Origin of the sequence: Sphingomonas sp. 4RDLI-65, assembly GCF_049472435.1 — a bacterium.
Lineage (GTDB): Bacteria > Pseudomonadota > Alphaproteobacteria > Sphingomonadales > Sphingomonadaceae > Sphingomonas.
In genome coordinates this window covers 111176-133023 of the sequence record NZ_JBCEBT010000006.1, presented here as the reverse complement: position 1 = coordinate 133023, position 21848 = coordinate 111176, and the positions used below count along the sequence as shown (strand labels likewise).

The window sequence follows — 21848 nt, the reverse complement described above, 5'->3', positions numbered from 1 at the left end:
AAATGCCTGGGTTAGGGTGGGTTTACATTTTGGACGATCCTCCCATGCCAGGGGGCGCCGAAGGTGGCGGAGGGGAGACACGGAACAGGCGTTGCTCCTTCCTCCCCCTCCGTCTGGCAAGTGCCAGCCACCTCCCCCTGCGGGGGAGGATCGTAGGTTACCCGCTGATGACGATCGTGCCGGTCGCCTTGTCCTTGCCGTCGGGAGCGAGTTCGAGGCGGAAGGGTTTGTTTTCGTCGGTCGTGCCGATCAGGTTCGTGCCCTCGGGATGCACCTTGTAGCCGACCTTCCCCAACCGCTCGGCGAACCAGTCGCGGACGATCGTTGGGGTCGCGGGGCTGGCGAAGGCCACGCGGAGGCCGCCGGCCTTGTCGTTGCCGACGATGTTCAGATTCTTGATCGACGAGCCTGGATATAGCCGTACGCCGTTGAGATCGAAATTGCCGGTGTCGAGCCTGATCTTCGGCAGCTTCACCGTGCCCTGGAAGCCGGGGACGTCGATCTTCATCTCGCCGGTCTCGCCATTGATCGCGCCGAGCACGTTGCCGCCGTCGGCGTTGATCGACACCGACGCGCCCTCGTTCGAGCGGTCGCAGGCGGACAAGGCGAGCACGCCGGACAGGCCGACGGTAGCGAGGAGGAGGGGGCGGAACATGATCGTCTCCCGAGTGTATTGTGGTTGCAATACAGATAGGCGGTGCGGGCGGTTCCTGCAACGCACCTGCAACGCAAGCGCCGGTTGGCGGGCTGGTACGCCAGGCGCCGGTTAACGGGTTTCGCAAGCGGGCCCGAGCGGGTAAGGGCGCTGGCATCATGCAGACCCAGAACCCCCAATCCGACGCGCCGGCGATGCGCGGCGCGCCGATCGGTTTCGTCGAATTCGTTGCGCTGGTTGCGTCGCTCATGTCGCTGACCGCACTCGGGATCGACTCGATGCTGCCGGCGCTGCCCGCGATCGGCAACGCGCTGGGCGTGACGAGCGAGAATGCGCGGCAGTTCGTCGTGACGGCGTTCGTGATCGGCTTCGGCGTGGCGCAGTTGATCCACGGGCCGCTCGCGGATCGGTTCGGGCGGCGTACCGTGCTGCTCTGGTCGCTCGGACTGTATGTCGTCGCCAATGTCGCGTGCGCGATCGCGGGCAGCTTCGTGCTGCTGCTCGCCGCCCGCGCGCTCGGGGGCGCGGTGATCGCCGCGGCCCGCGTCGCGACGATCGCGCTGGTCCGCGACTGCTATCACGGGCGGGCGATGGCGCGGGTGATGTCGATCGCGTTCATGGTGTTCATGATCGTGCCGATTCTCGCGCCGACGTTCGGCTGGACGGTGCTGCAGTTCGGCAATTGGCGGGCGATCTTCTGGACGATCGCGGTGCTGACGATCGGCGTGTTCGTGTGGTTCTATCTGCGCATGCCCGAGACGCTGGCGCCCGAGAACGTCCTGCCGATCACGCCGCGGCGGATCCTGTCGGACTGGCGCCAGACGCTCGGCGACCGGCTGTCTCTCGGCTATACGCTGGCGTCGACGGCGCTGATGGCGGCGCTGTACGGCTATCTCAATTCGATCCAGCAGATCATGGCGGACGTGTTCCACCGGCCGACTCTGCTCGCGCTGATCTTTGCGGTGACGTCGGTGACGATGGCGGCGTGCAACCTGCTCAACTCGCGGATCGTAATGCGGCTCGGCACGCGGATGATCAGCCACGGCGCGCTGGTCGTGCTGGTCGTCGTCTCGCTGGTGCATCTGACGGTGATCTGGACGGGGCTCGAGACGCTCGCCAGCTTTGCGATATTGCAGGCGCTGACGATGGGCTGCTTCGGGCTGGCGACGTCCAATTTCTCGGCGATGGCGATGGAGAATATGGGGCGGATCGCGGGCACCGCGTCGAGCGTGCAGGGGTTCGTCAGCGTGACCGTGGGCGCGGTGTTCGGCGCGCTGATCGGGCAGGCGTTCAATGGCACGACGGTGCCGCTTGTCGGCGGGTTCCTGCTGGCGGCGCTGGTGGCGCTGGTGGCGATCCTGATCACCGAGCGGGGGCGGCTGTTCCGGCCGACCGTCGGCGTTACCGCCCGCGCTTGAAGGAACTAGCGCGCACGTCCACCGTTCGCATCCGGTAGGCCTGCATCATGCAGGCGTCCTGGAACGAGGGAGTGTGACGATGGGCGGACATCAGGTGCCGAGTGCCGGTTCGGGCGACGACGGCTATGACGAGGAAGGCTATGACGAGAGCCAGCGCGCCGAGATCCTTGAAGCGACCCGCAGCGGGCCGACCGACGGCATCATCCTGACCGACCTCGATCCCGACCTGGGCGAGGACGACAAGGACGACGAGTCGATCGACGAGACGAAGATGGACTCCGAAGAGGTCGGCGAGACCGACGCCTCCGTCACGATGGACGAGGACGACATGGACGAGGACGACGTCCAGGACGAACTCGACGATGACAGCATCGACGACGACGAGGACCTCAAGGACGCAGACGACATCGCGCTGAAGCCCTGACCGGCTGAGTCACTGATCCATATGCGACGCGCTCCGGGTGAGCGCGTCGCTATCCGCCCGCGTTCGCCAGCACGGCGAGATCGTGGGCGTCGAAGGCCGCGCCGGTCGCATCGATGGGTTGCGCGGCGGCCATTCCCGACGCTGCGTTCGTCGGTGGTTCCGGGGCGTCGTTGGCGACGTCATAGGCGGTCCACAGGATCCCTGCCGACCAGAACAGCGCCGCCCAGCGGCTGCGAAAAAGACGCGAAAACCCCATTCATGCTGCATCGCACATAGGTTCTCACCAGAGCGCCAACGGATAGGCTTAACGTGAGCGCAGACTGTTTTTTGCCACTTTTCCGCTGTATTTCGGCAGTCTGAGTGCCTTCATTGACATGGTTCGTTCATCGAACTGACAGGAACCGTTGCTGTAGCGCAACACCCGCGAAGAGTTCCCGGAACATGACGATTTTCGTGCAACAAACCGCGTGCCGGCCGGTTTCCACTGGCCTGGACCACACCGGCGCACCGTGCAGCCGGGGATCCACGCAACACACGATATAAGGTCATTTCTTCATGCGTAAGCTTTCCCTGGCAGTCGCCCTCGCCGCCGCAGCCTTCGCTGCACCCGCTTTCGCGCAGGACATGTCGGCCCCGACCGACAACAGCGCACAGCCCGGCGAAGCAGCAGCGCCCGACGGCTCGAAGGCATTCGGCATCGAGCCGTACTTCGGCGTCATGGGCGGTTGGGAGCAGTTCGACAACGAGCGTGGCCACGGCATCCCGCAGGCGCTGAACGCTGACGGCTCGACCCGTCGCGGCTACAAGCCATCGGGCTCGCTGGTTCAGGGCGTGCTCGGCGTGAACGTGCCGCTCGGCCCGGTCTTCGTCGGCGCAGAAGGCAACGTGATCAAGGGCATCGATGGCAACATCGATTGGGAATACGGCGCAGCAGGCCGCTTCGGCTTCCGCGCTGGCGACAGCGGCCTGATCTACGGCAAGGTCGGCTACCAGTGGGTCAACTTCGACCATTTCTCGGCGCTGTCGACCAACGGTGGCAACACCAGCCGTGACTACAACGCCGTGACCTACGGCATCGGCGCAGAAGTCGGTCCGCAGAGCATTGGCCTGAAGGGCATCACCGGCAACGCAGGCTTCCGCATCCGCGCCGAGGTCAACACCTTCGGTTCGGCACAGAGCTTCCGTCCGATGCTCGGCATCATCACGCATTTCTAAGCCTTGCGCCTCGCAAGAGGTTTAAGCTGGATGCGTAACGGGGGGCGGGGAGTGGCTAGGGCCATTTCCCGCCCTTCGTGCGTCTGGCGTCGGCGCGCGTCGAGCGAGTGGCGTGTGGACGGTGCGGGTGTCCGTGCGACGATCGTAGGCGACGTGCGTACGTTGTCGCGTTGAACCCAAGGCGTGCGGGCGTGCGGGCGTGTGTCGGAGTGAGCATGTCGGACTGGCTTGGGGCAGCAAAACGTTGCTGGCCATGCAAGGCGCGGACATTGCCGTTGCCGATTTTCGCCGCAGACGTGACCAGTGCGATGTTCACGATGCGTTCGCCTCATTTCCGACTCCACTCGGCGCAAGTCGATCGATCGGGCAGGTGACATCGTCGCGCGCGCGCGTACGCGCGGAGGACGATGGAGTATGTGTTTGATTTCATGCGGTTGCTGAGCGGCGACCGCGCCGGCGCCACGCGTCGCGGTGGAGCGGGGCGTCGCCCTGCGCCGGGCGTGCTGCTGCAACTTCGTCTGATCTTCTACGGTGTGCTGCTGGGGCTGATGATGCCGGTGATCCGCCAGATCGACTGGTCGGCGCTGGTGCCGCCTGGCCTCAAGATCGAGTGGCCGACCGGGTTCGGCATCGCCTGGCCCGCCGGGCACCTGCGGGTGCCCGGCGGCTGGGGTTGGGGTGCGGACGCTGCGAAGGCGGGGGCGTCGTCCGCTGCGGCTGCGGCTGCCGGTGCGGCGGCCAATGCCGGTGCCGCCACCACCGCGAGTGGCGCTCTTGCCACCGCGGCGGGTGTCGCCAGTGCAGCGTCCTCCGCGGCGGCGCTCGCCTCCGCGCTGTCGGGCGGCAAGGCGGTCTCGGCGCGCTTCACGATCTGCGGCCATGCCAAGCGGATCGACTGCATGGTCGACGGCGACACGTTCTGGATGGCGGGCACCAAGATCCGCATCGCCGACATCGACACGCCGGAGACGCACCCGCCCCGCTGCGCCCGCGAGGGGCGGCTGGGGGAGGCGGCGACGGTGAAGATGCAGGCGCTGCTCAACGCCGGCCCGTTCACGCTGGTCCCGATTAAGCGCGACGTCGACCGCTACGGCCGCAAACTGCGCATCGTCGAGCGCAACGGGGTGTCGCTGGGCGCGGTCTTGGTCCGCCACGGCCTCGCGCGTCACTATGGCGGCGGCAAGCGCTCGCCTTGGTGTTAGCGGGCGCGAGTTGCCGCTGGTCGTGATTGCCATCGAGGTGTATCCCTCAACGATGGCCCGCGATGATGCCCTGTTCGATACGAGCGATCCCGCTGCGGAGGCTGAGGCCAACGCGCGTGCAGATGCAGACGTGCAAAGCGGACGGTTGATCAGTCACGATGCAGTGAAGCGCTGGCTCGTGTCATGGGGGTCGCCCGAGCCTTTACCCCGACCTCGCGTCGGCGATTAGTTGCGCATCGTCTGGACGGACGATGCCGTCGCCAATCTAGAGGCGATCGTTACCTATGTCTCCGCGTTCAATCCCGTTGCGGCCAATGCGTTGGGGGCGCGGCTTATCGCGGTGGCGGACAGCCTCGCGAGCTTTCCAGATCGAGGTCGCGACGTTGGCGACGGACGGCGTGAGCGAACCACGGTCTGGCCGTATATTCTTCGCTATCGCGTCGTTGACGATTGCGTGATCATTTTGCGCGTCAGGCATGGGGCGCGTGACGAGGAGGCAGAAGATGACTGGAACGAATGAGTCGGGGCAGCGGGCTGAGCGCAACTATGACGCGTGGAAACGGGCCAAGATCGAGCGCGGAATGGCGCAAGCGCGCGACCGATCGAAGATGGTTCCGATCGAACAGGTGCTGCGCGAACTGGAGGTCTGAATGTGGCGAAGCGCTGCAACCTGCCCCGCAGTTCTGTTGCAGTGTGTCTTTGCTAATACGTCGTCAGGCGAGGAAGAGTGTGTCCTCACCCGTCAGCCCCAGCCGGCAATGAAGACTGTCGGCTGACAATTCGAACCCGTTTGGCCAGGCGAGCGCGCCGCTTTCGATGAAGGCCCGAGCGAAGTAGGTGGGGTCGGCAAGAGGGCGCGTCATGACGGTGTCGCGTTCAATGAGATCAGTCGCGGACCAGAGCGTGGCCGCGCCGTCCGAAAATATAAGTTGCAGGGCGTCGTCACCAACCACCGCAAGGCGGACGAGCTTAATCATCAAGGTCTGGACCGGCGATCATGCCCGGCTTAGCTCGCACCAATTGCAGCCAAAATTGCTGAAGCAACTAAACTACCTCCGGCTCCCTCTAGGACCTTTCGAATGGCAGATAATGCCTTTTTTACTGCCGATTCGTCATCATTTTCTAATGAAGAGCGCAGCATTTCAATGCTCGGTCTCAATTTCTCTGCAGTTGCACGAGGTAGGCCAGGGGTGGCTTCTTCTATCTGATCTGCCAGCCTGGAAATCTTTGCGAAATCGACATTTCCAGAATTGCTCAAAAATCCACTGTTAACGGCATCACCTTCCACATCGCCGATGACGCCTATGTTGCCGCCATAGATATGATTTGTAACCATTTTTGCCTCATTTTTCTGGGCCTCTCCAAACGTGAATCCGTCGCCCAAAATACCATGTCCTTCCAGTTCGAGGGTCCAATCCAACGTTTTATTTCGGACGTAATCCAAGGCGACTTTGATTTGGGTTTTTGAAAAATGGAGGCCACACTCCATGCGTGCGGGCAAGCTTCTCTGAAGCGTTTCTTGAACGGTAGGATTGTAGTACATTATTAATGTACCATCGCCTGCCGCTAGCTCTTCTAGTTCGGCAATAGGTTGCATGAAGAACACTGTCCGGATAATTCTGCCGAATTGACCATCGTCAGTCATAATAGGGCACCACCCATTGTATGGGTTATTGAATTTAGGCTGACCAATGCCTTTCCGATATTCAGGTAAATCGTTGGGTGCGCAGTTGTACCCCTCCAGCTCGGCAGATAACCATGTTTTGAGCTGGTTTAATTCTAGTTTGGCCGCAATGACCTTCGCTTTGCGCAGGATCGAGCTGGCCGGAACCGTGCTTTCAAGGCAATCTCTTTGCAACTCAAGTACGATTCCGACCATGTTATGCCCTATTCCGCTGCAACCGAATCGCTGAACATGTCCCGAACTTCGCTCATGTCCACATTCGCAATCGGCCCCTTCTTCGCGGTCTGGCGCTTGTCGAACGAGTCCCAGACGTCGTTCCACTGGCCCTTGGTCGCGGCCTTCGAATATTCCGTCGCGCGCTGTTCGAAGAAGTTGGCGTGCTCGACGCCGTTGAGCATCGGGATCAGCCAGGGCAGCGGGTGCTCGTCGATCATGTAGATCGGCTTCAGGCCGAGCTGGCTCATCCGCCAGTCGGCGATGTAGCGGATGTACTTCTTGATCTCCTTGGGGGTCATGCCGTTGACCGGGCCCATCTCGAAGGCGAGGTCGATGAAATTGTCCTCGAGGCGGATCGTCGTCTGGCAGACGTCGGCGATGTCGTCCTTGACCGCCTTGGTGAGGCACTGGCGCTCGGCGCAGAAGGTGTGGAACATCTTGATGATGCCCTCGCAGTGCAGGCTTTCGTCGCGGATCGACCAGGTGACGATCTGGCCCATGCCCTTCATCTTGTTGAAGCGCGGGAAGTTCATCAGCATCGCGAACGAGGCGAACAGCTGGACGCCCTCGGTGAAGCCGCCGAACATCGCGAGCGTGCGGGCGATGTCCTCGTCGTTGTCGACGCCGAAGCTCTGCATATAGTCGTGCTTGTCCTTCAGCTCGCTATATTCGAGGAAGGCGCCATACTCGCTCTCGGGCATGCCGATGGTGTCGAGCAGATGGCTGTAGGCGGCGATGTGGACCGTCTCCATGTTGCTGAACGCGGCCAGCATCATCTTGATCTCGGTCGGCTTGAACACGCGGCCGTATTTCTCGTGATAGCAATCCTGCACCTCGACGTCCGCCTGCGTGAAGAAGCGGAAGATCTGGGTCAGCAGGTTGCGCTCGTGATCGGTGAGCTTCTGCGCCCAGTCGCGGCAATCCTCGCCGAGCGGTACTTCCTCGGGTAGCCAGTGGAGCTGCTGCTGACGCTTCCAGAACTCGAACGCCCAGGGGTATTCGAACGGCTTGTACTGCTTGCGGGCTTCGAGGAGGGACATGGGAGGCCTTTCGGGGGATGGGTTTTAAATCGGGAAACTGGTGGGATCAGGAGGGCGGCGTCATGTCTCGGTGCTCCACTGCCACATCGCGGCGGCGGACATTGCGAGGACGATCGCGCCCGAGGTGAGCATGATGCCGATCATGCGGAACGCGTAGGTCTGCGGTTCGGTGATGCTCGGCGAACGGAGCCGGAGCAGCATCGCGGTGCCGACGATTCCGAGCACGCCGGCGACCACGAACATGATAGCTGAACCATATGTCATGCGACCAACTCGCACGGCGTGCGTTGAGATGCGGAACCCAAAACAGGAGAACGACCATGGTCGATGCAACCCAGATCCAGGAACATGCCGAAGTCATCGGTGCGGACGGCGTCCATGTCGGCACCGTCGACAAGGTCGAAGGCAACCGCATCAAGCTGACCAAGAAGGACTCGGGTCCGCAGGTCGTCGAGGGCACGGGCAGCCATGAAGGGCATCATCACTTCATCTCGCTCGGGCTGGTCGCGGATATCGAGGACGGCAAGGTCCGCCTTTCCGCCAACGCCGACGTGGCGGTGACGTTCGAAGAAGAGGCCTGAGTCCCTAGCGGCGCGTGTCGTACGCGCCGCCGAGACTGCCCGAACCCCGGTCCGTGATCCACGGGCCGAGGTTTCGTGCGTCAGGCGCCCCCCGGTCCGTACTTCACGGGCCGGGGTCACGCTTGAACGCCGAGGCGCCTTACTGGCAGGCAAGGCACTCATCGTAATCCTTCGACTCGACGTCGATCTGGCGCAGGTCGATCGTGTTGTCGGCCTCGACCCCGCCGGCGAAGCCTGCGCGCTGGACCGACTTCGAGCGGAGGTAATAGAGCGACTTGATGCCGAGCTCCCACGCACGGAAGTGGAGCATCAGCAGGTCCCATTTCTCAACGTCGGCGGGGATGAACAGGTTCAGCGACTGTGCCTGGTCGATGTACGGCGTGCGATCCGCCGCCAGCTCCAGGAGCCAGCGCTGGTCGATCTCGAACGACGTCTTGTAGCAGTCCTTTTCCTCGACCGAGAGGAAGTCGAGATGCTGGACCGAACCACCCTGCTCGAGGATCGAGTTCCAGACAGCATCGCTGTTCTTCGACTTCTCGCTCAGCACCTTTTCGAGATACGGGTTCTTGACCGAGAAGCTGCCCGAGAGCGTCTTGTGCGTGTAGATGTTCGCCGGGATCGGCTCGATGCACGCGCTGGTGCCGCCGCAGATGATGCTGATCGACGCGGTCGGTGCGATCGCCATCTTGCAGCTGAACCGCTCCATCGCGCCGACGTCGGCGGCGTCGGGGCAGGGGCCACGTTCGATCGCGAGCTGCATCGAGGCTTCGTTGGCCTGGGTGCTGATGTGCTTGAACATGCGCAGGTTCCACGACTTCGCCATCGCGCCCTCGAACGCGAGACCGCGCGCCTGGAGGAAGCTGTGGAAGCCCATCACGCCGAGCCCGACCGAGCGCTCGCGGCCGGCGGAATAGGCGGCGCGTTCCATGCCGGGCTCGTGGCGGTCGATATAATCCTGCAGGACGTTGTCGAGGAAGCGCATGACGTCCTCGATCAGGCCCTTCTCGTCCTTCCACTGGTCCCACGTCTCGAGGTTCAGCGACGACAGGCAGCACACCGCAGTACGCTCGTTGCCGAGGTGATCCTTGCCGGTCGGCAGCGTGATCTCCGAGCACAGGTTCGAGGTCGAGACCTTGAGGCCGAGCTCGCGGTGATGTTTCGGCATCGCCTTGTTCACGTGGTCGGCGAAGACGATGTACGGCTCGCCGGTCTGGAGGCGGGTCTCGACGAGTTTCTGGAACAGCGAGCGCGCGTCGACGGTGGCGCGGATTGCCTGGTCCTTCGGCGAGCGCAGGTGCCATTCCTCACCGTTGCGGACGGCTTCCATGAAGGCGTCGGTGATCAGCACGCCGTGGTGGAGGTTCAGCGCCTTGCGGTTGAAATCGCCCGACGGTTTGCGGATTTCGAGGAATTCCTCGATCTCGGGATGCGAGACGTCGAGGTATACCGCCGCCGAGCCACGACGCAGCGAACCCTGGCTGATCGCGAGCGTCAGTGAGTCCATCACGCGGACGAACGGGATGATGCCGCTGGTCTTGCCGTTGAGGCCGACCGGCTCGCCGATGCCGCGGACGTTGCCCCAATAGGTGCCGATGCCGCCGCCGCGCGAGGCGAGCCAGACATTCTCGTTCCAGGTGTCGACGATCCCGCCGAGGCTGTCGGGGACCGAGTTCAAATAACACGAGATCGGCAGGCCGCGACCGGTGCCGCCGTTCGAGAGAACGGGGGTAGCGGGCATGAACCAGAGCTTCGAGATCGCGTCGTAGAGGCGCTGCGCGTGGCCGGCGTCGTCGGCATAGGCCGACGCAACGCGGACGAACAAATCCTGATAGCTCTCGCCCGGGAGCAGGTAGCGGTCCTTGAGCGTGTCCTTGCCGAATTCGGTCAGCAGCGCGTCGCGGCTGTGATCGACCTCGACCGGGTAGATCTGGGCGCGCACGGAGTGGCTGTCCTGCGCCTGGCGCGGCGCCTTGGGGGCCTCGGCTTCAGGCGTGGCAGTGGTTTGTTCGATCGTGTCTGTGGTCATGTCGCTATCCCGGCTGCTGTCTCTGAAATCCATCGAAACCGCTCCTAGTGTTCTGTATTCGTTCGAATCGGTCGCCTGTCGCCATGCTACCATCGGGCGAGCTCAAACGGGAGAACAAAAAGTGACCATCGCGGCGGTGGAAGGCGCGCTTACGGTCATATCGCATAGGACTATGCGAGGGTTGTTCTACCAGCGATTGGGTCCGCCCCCGAACGCAACCCCAAGAGATTGTGCCAAAGCGCAGGGAGACGCAAGGGGGTGCGGGGGCGGGTCGGGGCTCGGTTCGTCGCGTTCGTTGCGGGGTTGGACGAGCGGGGGATTCGCGACGCGTGGAGTTCTGCGGGGTTCGCGATGTGCAAGGGAACGGGGCGGGAACGAAAAATTATTTAAGGGGTGGGAGTGGCAAATGTTGCTTTGGTTTTGGGGAGGGTGCGGGAGGTGTGGCTTGGTTTCCGTAGGGGCTCCATTCCATCTCTAGTTCCCCCGCGGAGGCGGGGGCCCAGGAGCCGCGAGCGTCGTCCTGCGTGATTCCCGGACCCCCGCTTTCGCGGGGGAACGGGATGGGGGCGTTCTCCTCTTCCAAACGAGAGAACCACCCCGGCGAAGGCCGGGGCCCAGTTGGGAGACGTCGCTAATGGAGTGCAGCGCGTCGTTACTGCGACCTTGCTAACTGGGCCCCGGCCTTCGCCGGGGTGGCCGCGGTGGGAGGGTGGCGGGACGTCCCCAGCGCTACCCCTCGATGATCGTTCGGATCTGCGTGGCCAGCGCTTCCATCGCGAAGGGTTTGGTGATCATCGACATGCCGGGCTCGAGGAAGCCCGACGCCAATGCGGCATTTTCCGCATAGCCGGTCATGAACAGCACGCGGAGGCCTGGGCGCAGTGCGCGGCCGGCGTCGGCGATCTGGCGGCCGTTCAAGCCGGGTAGGCCAATGTCGGTGACCAGCAGGTCGATGCGCTCCATCGTCCGCAGCTTCTCGAGCCCCGTCGGGCCGTCATGCGCCTCGACCGCCTGATATCCCAGTTCCCCCAGCACCTCGACGATCAGCGCGCGGACGACGGCGTCGTCCTCGACCACCAGCACGATCTCGCCTGCGTCGGTGACGTGGTCCTGCGTCAGGCCGGGGAGCGCCTCGTCCTGTTCCGCTTCGCCGTAGTGCCGCGGGAGATAGAGCTTGATCGTCGTGCCCTCGCCGATCTCGCTGTAGATCTTCGCATAGCCCTCCGACTGGCGGGCGAAACCGTAGATCATCGACAGGCCGAGACCGGTGCCCTGGCCGATCGGCTTGGTGGTGAAGAACGGCTCGAACGCTTTCGCAATCGTGTCGGCGGACATGCCGGTGCCGGTGTCGGACACGCAGATGCAGACGTAATGGCCGGGCCGCACGTCGCGCTGGCTGGCGGCGAAATGATCGTCGAGATGTGCGTTGCAGGTCTCGATCGTCAGCTTGCCGCCATGCGGCATCGCGTCGCGCGCGTTGATGACGAGGTTGAGCAGTGAATTCTCGAGCTGGTTGGGATCGCACAGCGTCGTCCACTGCCCGGTGCCGAGCACCATCTCCAACTCGATCTGCTCGCCGGTGGTGCGGCGGAGCAGATCCTCGAGCGAGGCGACCAGCGGGTTGACCTTGACCGGGCGTGGATCGAGCGGCTGGCGGCGCGAGAAGGCGAGCAACCGGTGGGTCAGCGCGGCGGCGCGGTTGGCGGCGGTGGTGGCGCCGGTGATGAAGCGATCGAGCTCGCCGACGCGGCCTTGCGCGACGCGGCGCTGGACTATCTCCAGGCTGCCGGTGATGCCTTGCAGCAGGTTGTTGAAATCATGCGCGATGCCGCCGGTCAGCTGGCCGACAGCCTCCATCTTCTGCGCTTGGCGGAGTGCCTCCTGCGCCTCGACCAGTTCCTGCGTGCGATCGCGGACGCGTTGCTCAAGGTCGGCGTTGAGTGCCTGCAGGTCGCGTTCGAGCCGCTTGCGATCGGTGACGTCGGCGCCCTCGACGAAGATCCCGACGACCGCGCCGCCGGCATCGCGAATCGGCTGGTAGACGAAATCGAGATATCGATCGTCGATCGGGCCGCCGGGCTCGGCCTGGACCGCGTAGAGCATGCCGGATGCGGTAAACGGCTGGCCGGTCGCGTAGACATGGTCGAGCAGTTCGAGAAACCCCTGTTCGACCGCGTCGGGAAGCGCCTCCTCGACGGTACGGCCGAGCACGGGACGGTGGCCGACGAGCTTTTCATACCCCGGATTGCTAAGTTCGAACCGATGGTCGGGGCCGCGGAGCATCGCCATAAAGGTCGGCGCCTGCGCGAACATCTGCCCCATCCGCTCGCGTTCGTCGCGTAGCGCGCGTTCGGTGAGGACGCCCTCGGTGCTCTCGTAGGTCGAGCAGAACATGCCCGCGACCGCGCCGCTCTCGTCGCGCACCGGCGAATAGGAAAAGGTGAACCACGTCTGCTCGTCATAGCCCTTGCGATTAACGAGCAGCGGCAGGTTCTCGAAGAACGAGGCTTGCCCGGCCAGCGCCTTGTCGACCAGAGGGCCGATGTCCGACCAGAGTTCGGACCAGATTTCCGGCAACCGCTCGCCGAGCGCGGCGGGGTGCTTGTCATAGAGGATACGCGCGTAGTGATCGTTGTAGAGGAAGCCGAGCTCCGGGCCCCACGCGACGCACATCGCGAATTCGGACGCGAGCATCAGCGAGACGATCGACCGCAACGACTGTGGCCAGCGCGCGATCGGGCCGAGCGGGGAATGCGACCAGTCGTGCGCGCGGATCATCGCGGCCATTTCGCCGCCGCCGGTCAGGAAATCCGCGTCCGCCGCGATATCGGTATGCATTTCAGATCCTTGGGCGTGTGTCGGCGACAATCGGACGGGCGATCGGATAGGCGCTGATCGCGGCATTATCCATCGTTCGAACCATCATGGATCAATCACGAAGACAGTTCGACGGCCAATTGGGTCAGCGTATCGACGGTGAAGTCCCAATCCTGCGCGGCATCGGCATCGGGTGCGCGGCGGCCGCCATATTCCAGGGGGCGGTCGACATAGGCGGTCTGCAATCCGGCGGCGCGGGCGGCGGCGAGATCGCTGTGATGCGCGGCGACCAGGCAGAGTTCGGCGGGCTCGTTACCCAGCATGCGGGCGGTCGCGAGGTAGGATTCGGGAAGCGGCTTGTAGACCCGGCTGACTTCGGCCCCGAGGATCGCGTCCCAGGGAAGCCCGGCCCGCCGCGCCATGTCGAGCATCAGCGCGATGTTACCGTTGCTGAGCGTGACGATCGGGAAACGCGTCTTCAGGCGGGTGAGGCCTTCGACGGAATCGGGCCAGGGATCGAGCCGGTGCCACGCGTGGGTCAGGTCGACCAGCGTGCCCTCGTCCAGCGTGGCGGGATCGATCGCATGGTGGCGGAGCAGGTCTTCGAGCGCCTCGCGGTGGAGCGTATCGAGGATGACGAATGGCCGCTGCTCGCTGCGGACTTCCTCCAGCGCGGGCTGGTAGCGTTTGCGCCAGCCATCCGCGAACCGGTGCGGGTCGATGTCGGTGCGGCCGAGACGCGCGAGGACCGACGCTGCGTCGCGGGCGATGCCCGAGCGCCAGTCGACTACCGTGCCGAAGACGTCGAACGCGAGCGCTTTGATGGGGGGCGTGGGCATGGGGGAAAGACGGTGTTGGGAGCGGTTGGTTCCGAGGGGGCGGGCGGGTGGTCCGCTATCTACCACCCCAGCGGAGGCTGGGGGCCGGGTGGGCGTGCAGCATTTGGTCAGTGCTGCGCGGGGTTACCGCGACCTTTCCACCTGGGCCCCGGCCTTCGCCGGGGTGGTTGGTGGGGTTGGCGACGATGTCGGTTATCCCCGGGCTACACCCGCGAGCCACACCCCCGAGCCTTTAGCCCCGAGACTTTAGCCCTGTGGCGCACCCGAAATCCCTCCCGATCGTCACCCCAGCGAAAGCTGGGGTCTTCTGGTAATCGCGCGCGCCTGCCGCGTGAGACCCCAGCTTTCGCTGGGGTGACGGGTGACGGGTGACGGGTGGGGCTTGGTGGTGACGTGGAGCCGGGACGACACTAGGCGCGCTTGGCCTGGACTGGCGCGTCGCGATGGTCTTGCGATCCTCCCTCTGGCGAGGAGGATCGTGATGCTTGCGACCTATTAACCTGCGCGGCGGATGCGGGACGCGGGGCCCTGGTTCAACCGGTCCAGGTTGAAGGCCTCGTGGAACTCGATCCCCGCCTTACCGCCGCGCGCCCAGCGGATGCGGGCGGGTGTCATCTGGTCTTCGAGCAGTTCGATCCGCATCTCGACGCCGACCGGATTGCCGTCGATCCTGAGCCCGTCGAGCAGCGCGCCGGTGGTCGAGATGTCGCGGATCCGGACGTCGCCGCGGACGCCGTCGATCAGGATCTGGGCGGAACGCAGCATCTTGTGGCGCGGCGCGCGGCTGACCTTGAAACCGCTCGCGGTGGCGACCCCGTTCTCGACGCCCAACTGGCGTAACGCCTCGTCGGCGCGGACCGGGCGACCGTAGACATAGCCCTGGATATGGCTGCAGCCGAGATCGCGGATCAGGTCGATCTCGTCCTGGATCTCTACCCCCTCCGCAGTCGTCTCCATGCCGAGCGTATCGGCGAGCGTGACGATCGCCTTGATGATCGCGGCGTTGCGGTTGCCGGGCTCGGCGGCGCCCTTCACGAACGACTGGTCGATCTTGATCTTGTCGAACGGGGCGTTGCGCAAATAGCCGAGCGACGAATAGCCGGTGCCGAAATCGTCGAGCGCGAGCCGGACGCCGATGCCCTTGAGCGCCTTGAACATCTGCTCCGACGAGGTCGTCTCGTCGAGAAAGACGCCTTCGGTGATCTCGAGTTCGAGCCGGCCGGGGGTGATTCCCGACTGGGCCAGCGCGCTGGTGACGAGTGCGGGCAGACCTGCGTTGGCGAACTGGATCGGCGAGACGTTGACGGCGATGCGGACGGTGTCGGGCCAGCGCGCCGCCTCGTGGCAGGCGGTTCGCAGCACCCATTCGCCGATTGCCTCGATCAGCCCGCATTCCTCGGCCACCGGAATGAAGTCGGCGGGCGAGACCGGGCCCCGCGTCGGGTGATCCCAGCGGATCAGCGCCTCGTAGCCGGCGATGTGCGTCGTCCTGGTGTCGACGACCGGTTGATAGCAGAGGTGGAACGCGCCTTCGGTGACGGCAGCGCGCAGATCGTCCTCGAGCAGTTTCCGCGTCCTGGCGCCGGTCAGCATGGCGTCCGAGTAGAAGCGGTGGACGCCGCGGCCATCGCCCTTCGCCGCGTACAGCGCGAGATCGGCGTTGCGGACCAGCGTTTCCGACGTGTCGCCGTCGTCGGGAGCGATCGCGATGCCGATCGAACAGCCGATCGTGACCGCGGTGCCGCTGATGAAATAAGGCTGCGACAGCGACGCGATCAGATCACGCGCAAGCGCGGCCAGCGTGTCGCGGTTGTCGATGCCGGGCAGGACGACCTCGAATTCGTCGCCACCAAGGCGTCCGACCAGTCCGGCATCGCCGACCCCGCGCTGCAGGCGTTGCGCCACCTGTTGCAGCAGCGCGTCGCCGGCCTGGTGGCCGAGCGTGTCGTTGACCGCCTTGAACCGATCGAGGTCCATCAGGAACAGCGAGGTCGCGCGGTACGGCCCGGCCTGCTGCGCGAGCGTCTTGTCGAGCGACAGCCGCATGCGCTGGCGGTTGGCGAGGCCGGTCAGCCCGTCGAACAGCGCGAGGCGCGTGATCTCCGCTTCCGACCGGCGCTTTTCGGTCAGGTCGCTGCCCGAGCCGATAAAACCCTGGAAGCGACCGAGATCGTCGACCACCGGCCGGCCGGAAATCGACCACCAGCGCTCGCAATCGGCATCGCTCGCCGCGCAGACCGAATAGTCGGAGAAGGACGTGCGCGAGGCGATGTGGAAGGCGAGCGTGCGCTCGGTGCCGGGCGCGTTGCTGTCCATTCGGAACAGGTCGATGAGCGGCTGGCCGATCGCGCCGTCGGTGCGGCCCAGATCCTGTGCGACCTTGGCCGACAGATAGGTGACGCGGCCCTGGCGATCGGCTTCCCAGAACCAGCCGGTGCCCTGGCCCTCGAATTCGGCGATCATCCGGACCGCGAGGCGGCCATGGCTGGCGTGTTCGGCACGATCGAGTTCGACGCCGTGATCGACTTGCGCGAGTCGCCGGGTGGCGATCGCGAGACAGCCGAGGAACAGGATCGCGACCATCAGCGCCACGCCGATTCCCGCCAGTATCGCCAGCGCCGCTACCGCGCCGATGCCGAACCCGAGCGTCGCGGCGCGGACGGCGTGGATGCCGACCGTGGTGACGACGATCGCGCCGGCGACCGCGACGATGCAGCCGAACTGCAACGGCCCCGCCGGCATCCGTGCGCTGGTCCATGCCAGCGACAGCAGCACCGCCGCGATCGCCGCGACGCACAGCATGACGATGCGGTTGCGGCGATAGGCCGGCCAGCGTCGCGGCACCGACAGATGCAGTACGCCGAACATCGCCGACGATATCGCGCAGAGCAGCATCGCATGGATGGCGACGATCGGCACGAACGCGCGGAGGGGCGGTGCGACGAAGCCGACCACGATCAGCAGCGCGCAGGCGAGCATCTGCGTCGCCAGCGTGAACGGCCACAGAGCGGCGATCTGGGCGAGCTTCGATTCGAGCAGCACCGTGACCTGCTCGCGCGAATCCTCGACCAGGCCGAACACGGCCGGCGCAGGCGATCGATCGCGCGCGCGACGATCGGCAATGGGAAGTGGCGCGTACATAAACCCGTTATGAGTGTAATAGCTTGCCGAGATGGCGTGCTATCGAGGTTAACCGGACGTTCGGACGATAGGCGCGCGGGGACGCGTCAGCGGGTGATGACGGCGTGCTTCATCGGCGCGAGCTTGCTCAGCAGTGCGTTCTGCGCGGCGAACGCCACGCCCTCGCGGCGCATCGCGGCCTGGAGGTTTTCGACCAGCGCGTTCATGTCCTTGGCCTGGAGGCCGAGATCCCTGTGCGCGGTCGTCATGTCGCGCCCCGAATAGCTACAGCCGCCCCCCAGCAGATAGCAGAACTGCTCCTTCAGCGTGCGACGCAGGCGGTTCATGTCCTGGCCCTTGAAGATGTCGCCGATCCTGCGATCCGACTGGCTGGTGGCGACGAGGTCGTCGACGATGCGGTCGATCCCCGCGCGGCCATGGAACGCATCGAGCAGCGCCGTGCCGGTGAACGGGCGGGCGCCGGCGTTGGCGTCGGCCATTGCATAGGGCGCGACCGGGTCCTCGCCGGGCAGGGCGGAAGCGGTCTGGAGCAATGTGAGCAGGAGGGGGAGCATCGTCATGTCCTCAGAACGCTGCCTGGAGCGACAGGAAGCCGCCGCGCTGGCGGTCGGCGGTAGCGATCGATCCGAGATCGACATAGGCGGCGGTCGCAGTCAGGTTTCGGCCGATCGCATAGGCGGCATAGGCCGTCTTCCAGTCGTCCTCGCGGGCGAACCCCAGATTGTCGGGTTTCGAGCGATATTCGGTGCCGACCACGAACCGCCGCGACACCTGGTAGCCGACCGTACCCTCGACCTGAAGCGAGCGGTTGCGCCCCTGGTCGCCGCCAAAGCCGAGCAGCCCGTTCTGGTTCGCCTTGGTATAGCGCGCGGTCGCGCCGAGCAGGATGCTCCGGCGCAGCAGCAGCTTGGTGGCGGCGGCGTAGAAATCGACTCCGCTCGCATGGCGCGCGCCGACCGCGGCGGTGATCGGCGCGTCGAGATTGTGCTTGTATTGCAACCCGACCGCGACCTGCGGCAGCCAGGCGCTACCATAGACGGCGTCGCCCGCGACCCGCACCTTAGCGCCGAACACGTCCTGGTTCAGCGTATAGTTGCGGCCGATGCCGAGCGTCGCGCCGACCGCGCGGGTGTCGAGATTCTGCCGCGCATAGCTGAGTTCGAGGCGGTCCTCGATCCCGATCGCGCCGCCATAGCTGGTCCAGCGAAAGTCGGGCAGCGCGATCACCGAGACGTGCGCGGACCCGCCGATGCCGTCCGCGGTTTCGTTGCCGGCGATCAGCGCCCAGGTCGAGATGCCGCCGCCGGAACTGCCCTCGATCGTCGAGACGCCGTTGGTGAGCATCAGCTTGCCGCCGGCGCGGCCTTCGCCGGCCAGGGCGGGAGCCGACGCCATCAACGATAGCGCGAAAACGAGGGTGATGACTGGAGTCGATCTGGCGCGGTGGCGCGAACGCTTGGGGTCCTTCATCCGGTCTCGATACCGGGCACTGGTTAACGCGGTATTAGAAGTCAAAATGGTTCGATCTTCACCAGTTTGTAATCATGGAATATTATCCGAAACCGCATGGTATTCCGCGTCTCGCTCCTCCCAATCGCCCTTCTCGCGCTGATCGCAGCGCCGTTCGAGGCCCATGCGGCGCCCGTGTCGATCGACGTGCGCGGTCTCGACGGCCGGCCGCTGGTGGGTGCCGTCGTCACGATCGAGACGCCGAAGGCACCGCCGGTGACGGTGCGTGGCCCCTATATGGTCGAGCAGCGCGATATCGCGTTCCAGCCGCATGTGCTGATCGTGCCCGTCGGTGCCGCGGTGGGCTTTCCGAATCGCGACAAGGTGCGCCACCATGTCTATTCCTTCTCGAAGGCCAAGCGCTTCGACCTCAAGCTCTATGGGCGCGAGGATGCGCGGACGGTGACCTTCGACACGCCGGGGGTCGTCCCGCTCGGCTGCAACATCCATGATTCGATGAGCGGCTTCGTGTTCGTCACGGCCACGCCGTTCGCCGCGCTGACCGATGCGGCCGGGCATGTCGCGATGACCGGCATCCCCGCCGGCGGCGCGATCGTGCGTGTCTGGCATCCGTCGATCCGCGCGCCGGGCAGCACCGCGTCGCAACCGGTGACGGTGGCGACATCGGGACTGTCGACGACCTTCGCGCTGCACCGCTGATGCGTGTGTCGCTGCCCGGGGTATCGGGATTCTGGCGATCTGGGCGGTTCCGGTTCCGGCGGCTGCGGACCAAGCTGTCGGTGCTGTATGCCGGGCTGTTCGCGGTCGTGCTGGTGCTGCTGGCGGTCGTCGCGCAGGTCATGATCTGGAGCCACGCGCGCGAGTCGGTGCGCGCCGAATTGACGACCAGCGGCAGCGTGTACGACCGTCTCTGGGCGCTGAAGGCCCAGTCGCTCGCCAGTTCGGCGGACGTGCTGGCGCGCGATTTCGGATTTCGCGCCGCGGTGGCGAGCGGCGACCGGCCGACGATCGCGTCGGCCCTCGCCAATCTCGGCCAACGGGCCTCGGTTTCGGCCGCCTATGTCGTCGATACCGACGGGCAGGTGACCGGTCCGCCCGGCGCGCTCGAATCGGCGGTCGCGCAATTCCCGTTCGCGGTTGCCGAGGGCCGTCGCGATGCGGTGGTCGCGGTCGGGGATCAGGTGTACCGGCTCGTCCTGTCGCCGGTGATGGCGCCGACCCGGATCGGCTGGGTGGTGTTCGCGGTCCGGCTCGATTCGACCGAGATGCGCGCGCTCGAACGCTTGTCGGCGATACCGCTGGTCGCGACGATGATGCGCCGCGATGCGACCGGGCACTGGCTGGCGGCGGATGGATCGATCCCGGCCTCGGAAGCGATCGATGCGCTCGTCCTTCGCTCCCGATCGGAACGCGCGCTCGCGACGCTCGGTCTCAGCCAGGGGCGCGCCTTCGCGATCGCCAAGCCGCTCGTGGGGATCGGCCGTGCGCCCCAAGCGGCGATCCTGATCCGCTATCCGCTCGACGCCGCGCTGGCGCCGTACCGGCCGTTGCAGGCGGGCATCATGCTCGCCGGGTTTGCCGGACTGTTGCTCGTGCTGCTCGCGAGTGGCCGGCTGGCACGCGGCATCGCGCAGCCGATCGCCGCGCTCGATGCCGCCGCAAGGGCGCTCGAAGAAGGCGGGCGGGCACCCGCGGTGATCGAGGGCGACGACGAGATCGGCCGGCTCGCCGCGAGCTTCAACCGGATGGCGGCGGGGATCGCCGAGCGCGAGACGCGGATCCGCCATCTCGCCTTTCACGATCCGCTCACCGGCCTGCCCAACCGTGCGTATTTCCATCAGTCGCTCGACCGGGTGATCGCGCAAACGGGGCGTGGCAGCGGCGATAGGGGCGCAGGCGATCGTGGCGGCGCCGACCGCGCCGGGGCAACCATCGCCGTACTGTGTATCGATCTCGACCGGTTCAAGGCCGTCAACGATACGCTCGGCCATCCGGTCGGCGACGCGTTGCTGGCATCGATCGCCCGGCGGCTTGTCGATCTCGCACCCGATGGGCTGGTGTCGCGGTTCGGCGGCGACGATTTTGCGATCGTGCTGGCGGGGCCGTTCGCGGCCGATCGCCCGCGGGCACTGGCGCAGGCGATCCTCGATGCGGTGCGCGTGCCGGTCGACGCGGACGGGCACCCTGTCGGTATCGGCATCAGCATCGGCATCGCGATCGGGCCGGTCGACGGGGACACCGCCGATCGCCTGCTGGAGAATGCCGACCTTGCCCTGCACCGCGCCAAGCAGGACGGGCGCGGCATGTTTCGCTTCTTCGAACCCGCGCTCGACGCCGCTGCGCGCCGCCGCCGGCAACTCGAGCTCGATCTGCGCGAGGCGATCCACCGCGGCCAGTTCGTGCTCAACTACCAGCCGGTGTTCGACCTGAAGGCCGATCGGATCGGCGGGTTCGAGGCGTTGCTCCGCTGGCATCACCCGACCCAGGGCCTGGTGTCGCCGGTCGAATTCATCCCGGTCGCCGAGGATACCGGGCTGATCGTCGCGATCGGCGAATGGGTGCTGCACGAGGCGTGTCGCCAGGCGGTACACTGGCCCGAGCATGTCCGCGTCGCGGTGAACGTCTCGCCGCTCCAGTTCCGCAACGCCGGGTTCCAGACGATCATCCTGCAGGCGCTGGCGAACAGCGGCCTCGCCGCGAACCGGCTGGAGATCGAGATTACCGAATCGGTATTCCTCGGCGGTGAGGGGCCGGTCGTCGCATTGCTGCACAGGGTGCGCGAGATGGGCATCCGCATCGCGCTCGACGATTTCGGCACGGGCTATTCGTCGCTGAGCTATCTGCGCAGCTTCCCGTTCGACAAGATCAAGATCGATCGCTCGTTCGTCACCAGCGTCGCGAGCGATCCCAGCGCGGCGGCGATCGTCCGCGCGATCGTCGACCTCGCCACCGCGCTGCACATGGAGACGACCGCGGAGGGGGTCGAGCATGTCGAGCAGCTCGACCGCCTGCGTGGCGAGGGCTGCGGGAACATCCAGGGCTATCTGTTCAGCCGGCCGGTCGAGAGCGATCGTATCGCCGGGCTGCTCGATCAGGTGATGCTAAAGGCGGCCTGACGGT

General features: G+C 65.4%; 21 protein-coding genes. 9 read left to right on the top strand and 12 right to left on the bottom strand.

Going from position 1 to position 21848, the window contains the following annotated elements:
- Positions 1-157: 157 nt before the first annotated feature.
- Complete coding sequence (locus VH567_RS14150) at positions 158-655, bottom strand: hypothetical protein (RefSeq protein ID WP_423326896.1); 498 nt, start codon at positions 653-655, stop codon at positions 158-160.
- A gap of 158 nt (positions 656-813) precedes the next feature.
- Between VH567_RS14150 and VH567_RS14145 the strand changes: the two genes are divergently transcribed.
- Both VH567_RS14145 and VH567_RS14140 read left to right on the top strand, forming a co-directional pair.
- Complete coding sequence (locus tag VH567_RS14145; RefSeq protein ID WP_423326895.1) at positions 814-2073, top strand: multidrug effflux MFS transporter; 1260 nt, start codon at positions 814-816, stop codon at positions 2071-2073.
- 79 nt (positions 2074-2152) lie between these two features.
- Positions 2153-2497 (top strand): DNA primase, encoded by a 345-nt coding sequence (locus VH567_RS14140; RefSeq protein WP_423326894.1) that lies wholly within the window; start codon positions 2153-2155, stop codon positions 2495-2497.
- 49 nt (positions 2498-2546) lie between these two features.
- Here the strand turns inward: VH567_RS14140 and VH567_RS14135 are convergent, their stop codons facing one another.
- Positions 2547-2753 (bottom strand): hypothetical protein, encoded by a 207-nt coding sequence (locus tag VH567_RS14135; RefSeq protein ID WP_423326893.1) that lies wholly within the window; start codon positions 2751-2753, stop codon positions 2547-2549.
- Positions 2754-3052: 299 nt separating this feature from the next.
- On the opposite strand from VH567_RS14135, the gene VH567_RS14130 reads away from it, so the two are divergent.
- The 4 genes from VH567_RS14130 (at position 3053) to VH567_RS14115 (ending at position 5564) form a co-directional block, all read left to right on the top strand.
- Positions 3053-3712, top strand: coding sequence for an outer membrane protein (locus tag VH567_RS14130; protein ID WP_423326892.1), 660 nt, complete (start codon positions 3053-3055; stop codon positions 3710-3712).
- A 416-nt stretch (positions 3713-4128) separates the two neighbouring features.
- Complete coding sequence (locus VH567_RS14125) at positions 4129-4914, top strand: thermonuclease family protein (RefSeq protein ID WP_423326891.1); 786 nt, start codon at positions 4129-4131, stop codon at positions 4912-4914.
- 229 nt (positions 4915-5143) lie between these two features.
- Positions 5144-5434, top strand: a complete 291-nt coding sequence (locus VH567_RS14120) for a type II toxin-antitoxin system RelE/ParE family toxin (RefSeq protein WP_423326890.1) — start codon at positions 5144-5146, stop codon at positions 5432-5434.
- Entirely contained in the window at positions 5418-5564 is a 147-nt protein-coding gene (locus VH567_RS14115; RefSeq protein WP_423326889.1) for a hypothetical protein, read from the top strand. The genes VH567_RS14120 and VH567_RS14115 overlap by 17 nt, the downstream gene beginning before the upstream one ends.
- A 63-nt stretch (positions 5565-5627) precedes the next feature.
- Here VH567_RS14115 and VH567_RS14110 read toward each other — a convergent pair whose 3' ends face one another.
- Genes VH567_RS14110 through VH567_RS14095 form a run of 4 tightly spaced genes read right to left on the bottom strand, consistent with a single transcriptional unit; the run spans position 5628 to position 8118 of the window.
- Complete coding sequence (locus VH567_RS14110) at positions 5628-5891, bottom strand: hypothetical protein (RefSeq protein ID WP_423326888.1); 264 nt, start codon at positions 5889-5891, stop codon at positions 5628-5630.
- Between the two features lie 29 nt (positions 5892-5920).
- Positions 5921-6793, bottom strand: a complete 873-nt coding sequence (locus tag VH567_RS14105; RefSeq protein ID WP_423326887.1) for a hypothetical protein — start codon at positions 6791-6793, stop codon at positions 5921-5923.
- Between the two features lie 8 nt (positions 6794-6801).
- Positions 6802-7854 carry a ribonucleotide-diphosphate reductase subunit beta gene (locus VH567_RS14100; RefSeq protein ID WP_423326886.1) on the bottom strand — a complete coding sequence of 351 codons (1053 nt, stop codon included), beginning with the start codon at positions 7852-7854 and terminating at the stop codon, positions 6802-6804.
- A gap of 60 nt (positions 7855-7914) precedes the next feature.
- Complete coding sequence (locus tag VH567_RS14095; RefSeq protein ID WP_060527254.1) at positions 7915-8118, bottom strand: hypothetical protein; 204 nt, start codon at positions 8116-8118, stop codon at positions 7915-7917.
- A gap of 56 nt (positions 8119-8174) precedes the next feature.
- Here VH567_RS14095 and VH567_RS14090 point away from each other — a divergent pair, with 56 nt between their 5' ends.
- Positions 8175-8435, top strand: a complete 261-nt coding sequence (locus VH567_RS14090) for a DUF2171 domain-containing protein (RefSeq protein WP_380782046.1) — start codon at positions 8175-8177, stop codon at positions 8433-8435.
- A gap of 139 nt (positions 8436-8574) precedes the next feature.
- Here VH567_RS14090 and VH567_RS14085 read toward each other — a convergent pair whose 3' ends face one another.
- The 6 genes from VH567_RS14085 to VH567_RS14060 form a co-directional block, all read right to left on the bottom strand.
- Complete coding sequence (locus tag VH567_RS14085) at positions 8575-10461, bottom strand: ribonucleoside-diphosphate reductase subunit alpha (protein ID WP_423326885.1); 1887 nt, start codon at positions 10459-10461, stop codon at positions 8575-8577.
- A 729-nt stretch (positions 10462-11190) separates the two neighbouring features.
- Positions 11191-13299, bottom strand: a complete 2109-nt coding sequence (locus tag VH567_RS14080) for a PAS domain-containing protein (protein WP_423326884.1) — start codon at positions 13297-13299, stop codon at positions 11191-11193.
- A gap of 95 nt (positions 13300-13394) precedes the next feature.
- On the bottom strand, positions 13395-14117 hold the full coding sequence (locus VH567_RS14075) for a haloacid dehalogenase type II (protein ID WP_423326883.1): 723 nt from the start codon (positions 14115-14117) through the stop codon (positions 13395-13397).
- 495 nt (positions 14118-14612) lie between these two features.
- Complete coding sequence (locus VH567_RS14070; RefSeq protein ID WP_423326882.1) at positions 14613-17258, bottom strand: EAL domain-containing protein; 2646 nt, start codon at positions 17256-17258, stop codon at positions 14613-14615.
- An 86-nt stretch (positions 17259-17344) separates the two neighbouring features.
- Positions 17345-17812 (bottom strand): group I truncated hemoglobin, encoded by a 468-nt coding sequence (locus tag VH567_RS14065; RefSeq protein WP_423326881.1) that lies wholly within the window; start codon positions 17810-17812, stop codon positions 17345-17347.
- Between the two features lie 10 nt (positions 17813-17822).
- On the bottom strand, positions 17823-18728 hold the full coding sequence (locus VH567_RS14060; RefSeq protein WP_423326880.1) for a DUF3034 family protein: 906 nt from the start codon (positions 18726-18728) through the stop codon (positions 17823-17825).
- Positions 18729-18824: 96 nt separating this feature from the next.
- Here VH567_RS14060 and VH567_RS14055 point away from each other — a divergent pair, with 96 nt between their 5' ends.
- Complete coding sequence (locus VH567_RS14055; RefSeq protein WP_423326879.1) at positions 18825-19427, top strand: methylamine utilization protein; 603 nt, start codon at positions 18825-18827, stop codon at positions 19425-19427.
- Positions 19427-21844, top strand: coding sequence for an EAL domain-containing protein (locus tag VH567_RS14050; protein WP_423326878.1), 2418 nt, complete (start codon positions 19427-19429; stop codon positions 21842-21844). The genes VH567_RS14055 and VH567_RS14050 overlap by 1 nt, the downstream gene beginning before the upstream one ends.
- Positions 21845-21848 lie beyond the last annotated feature (4 nt).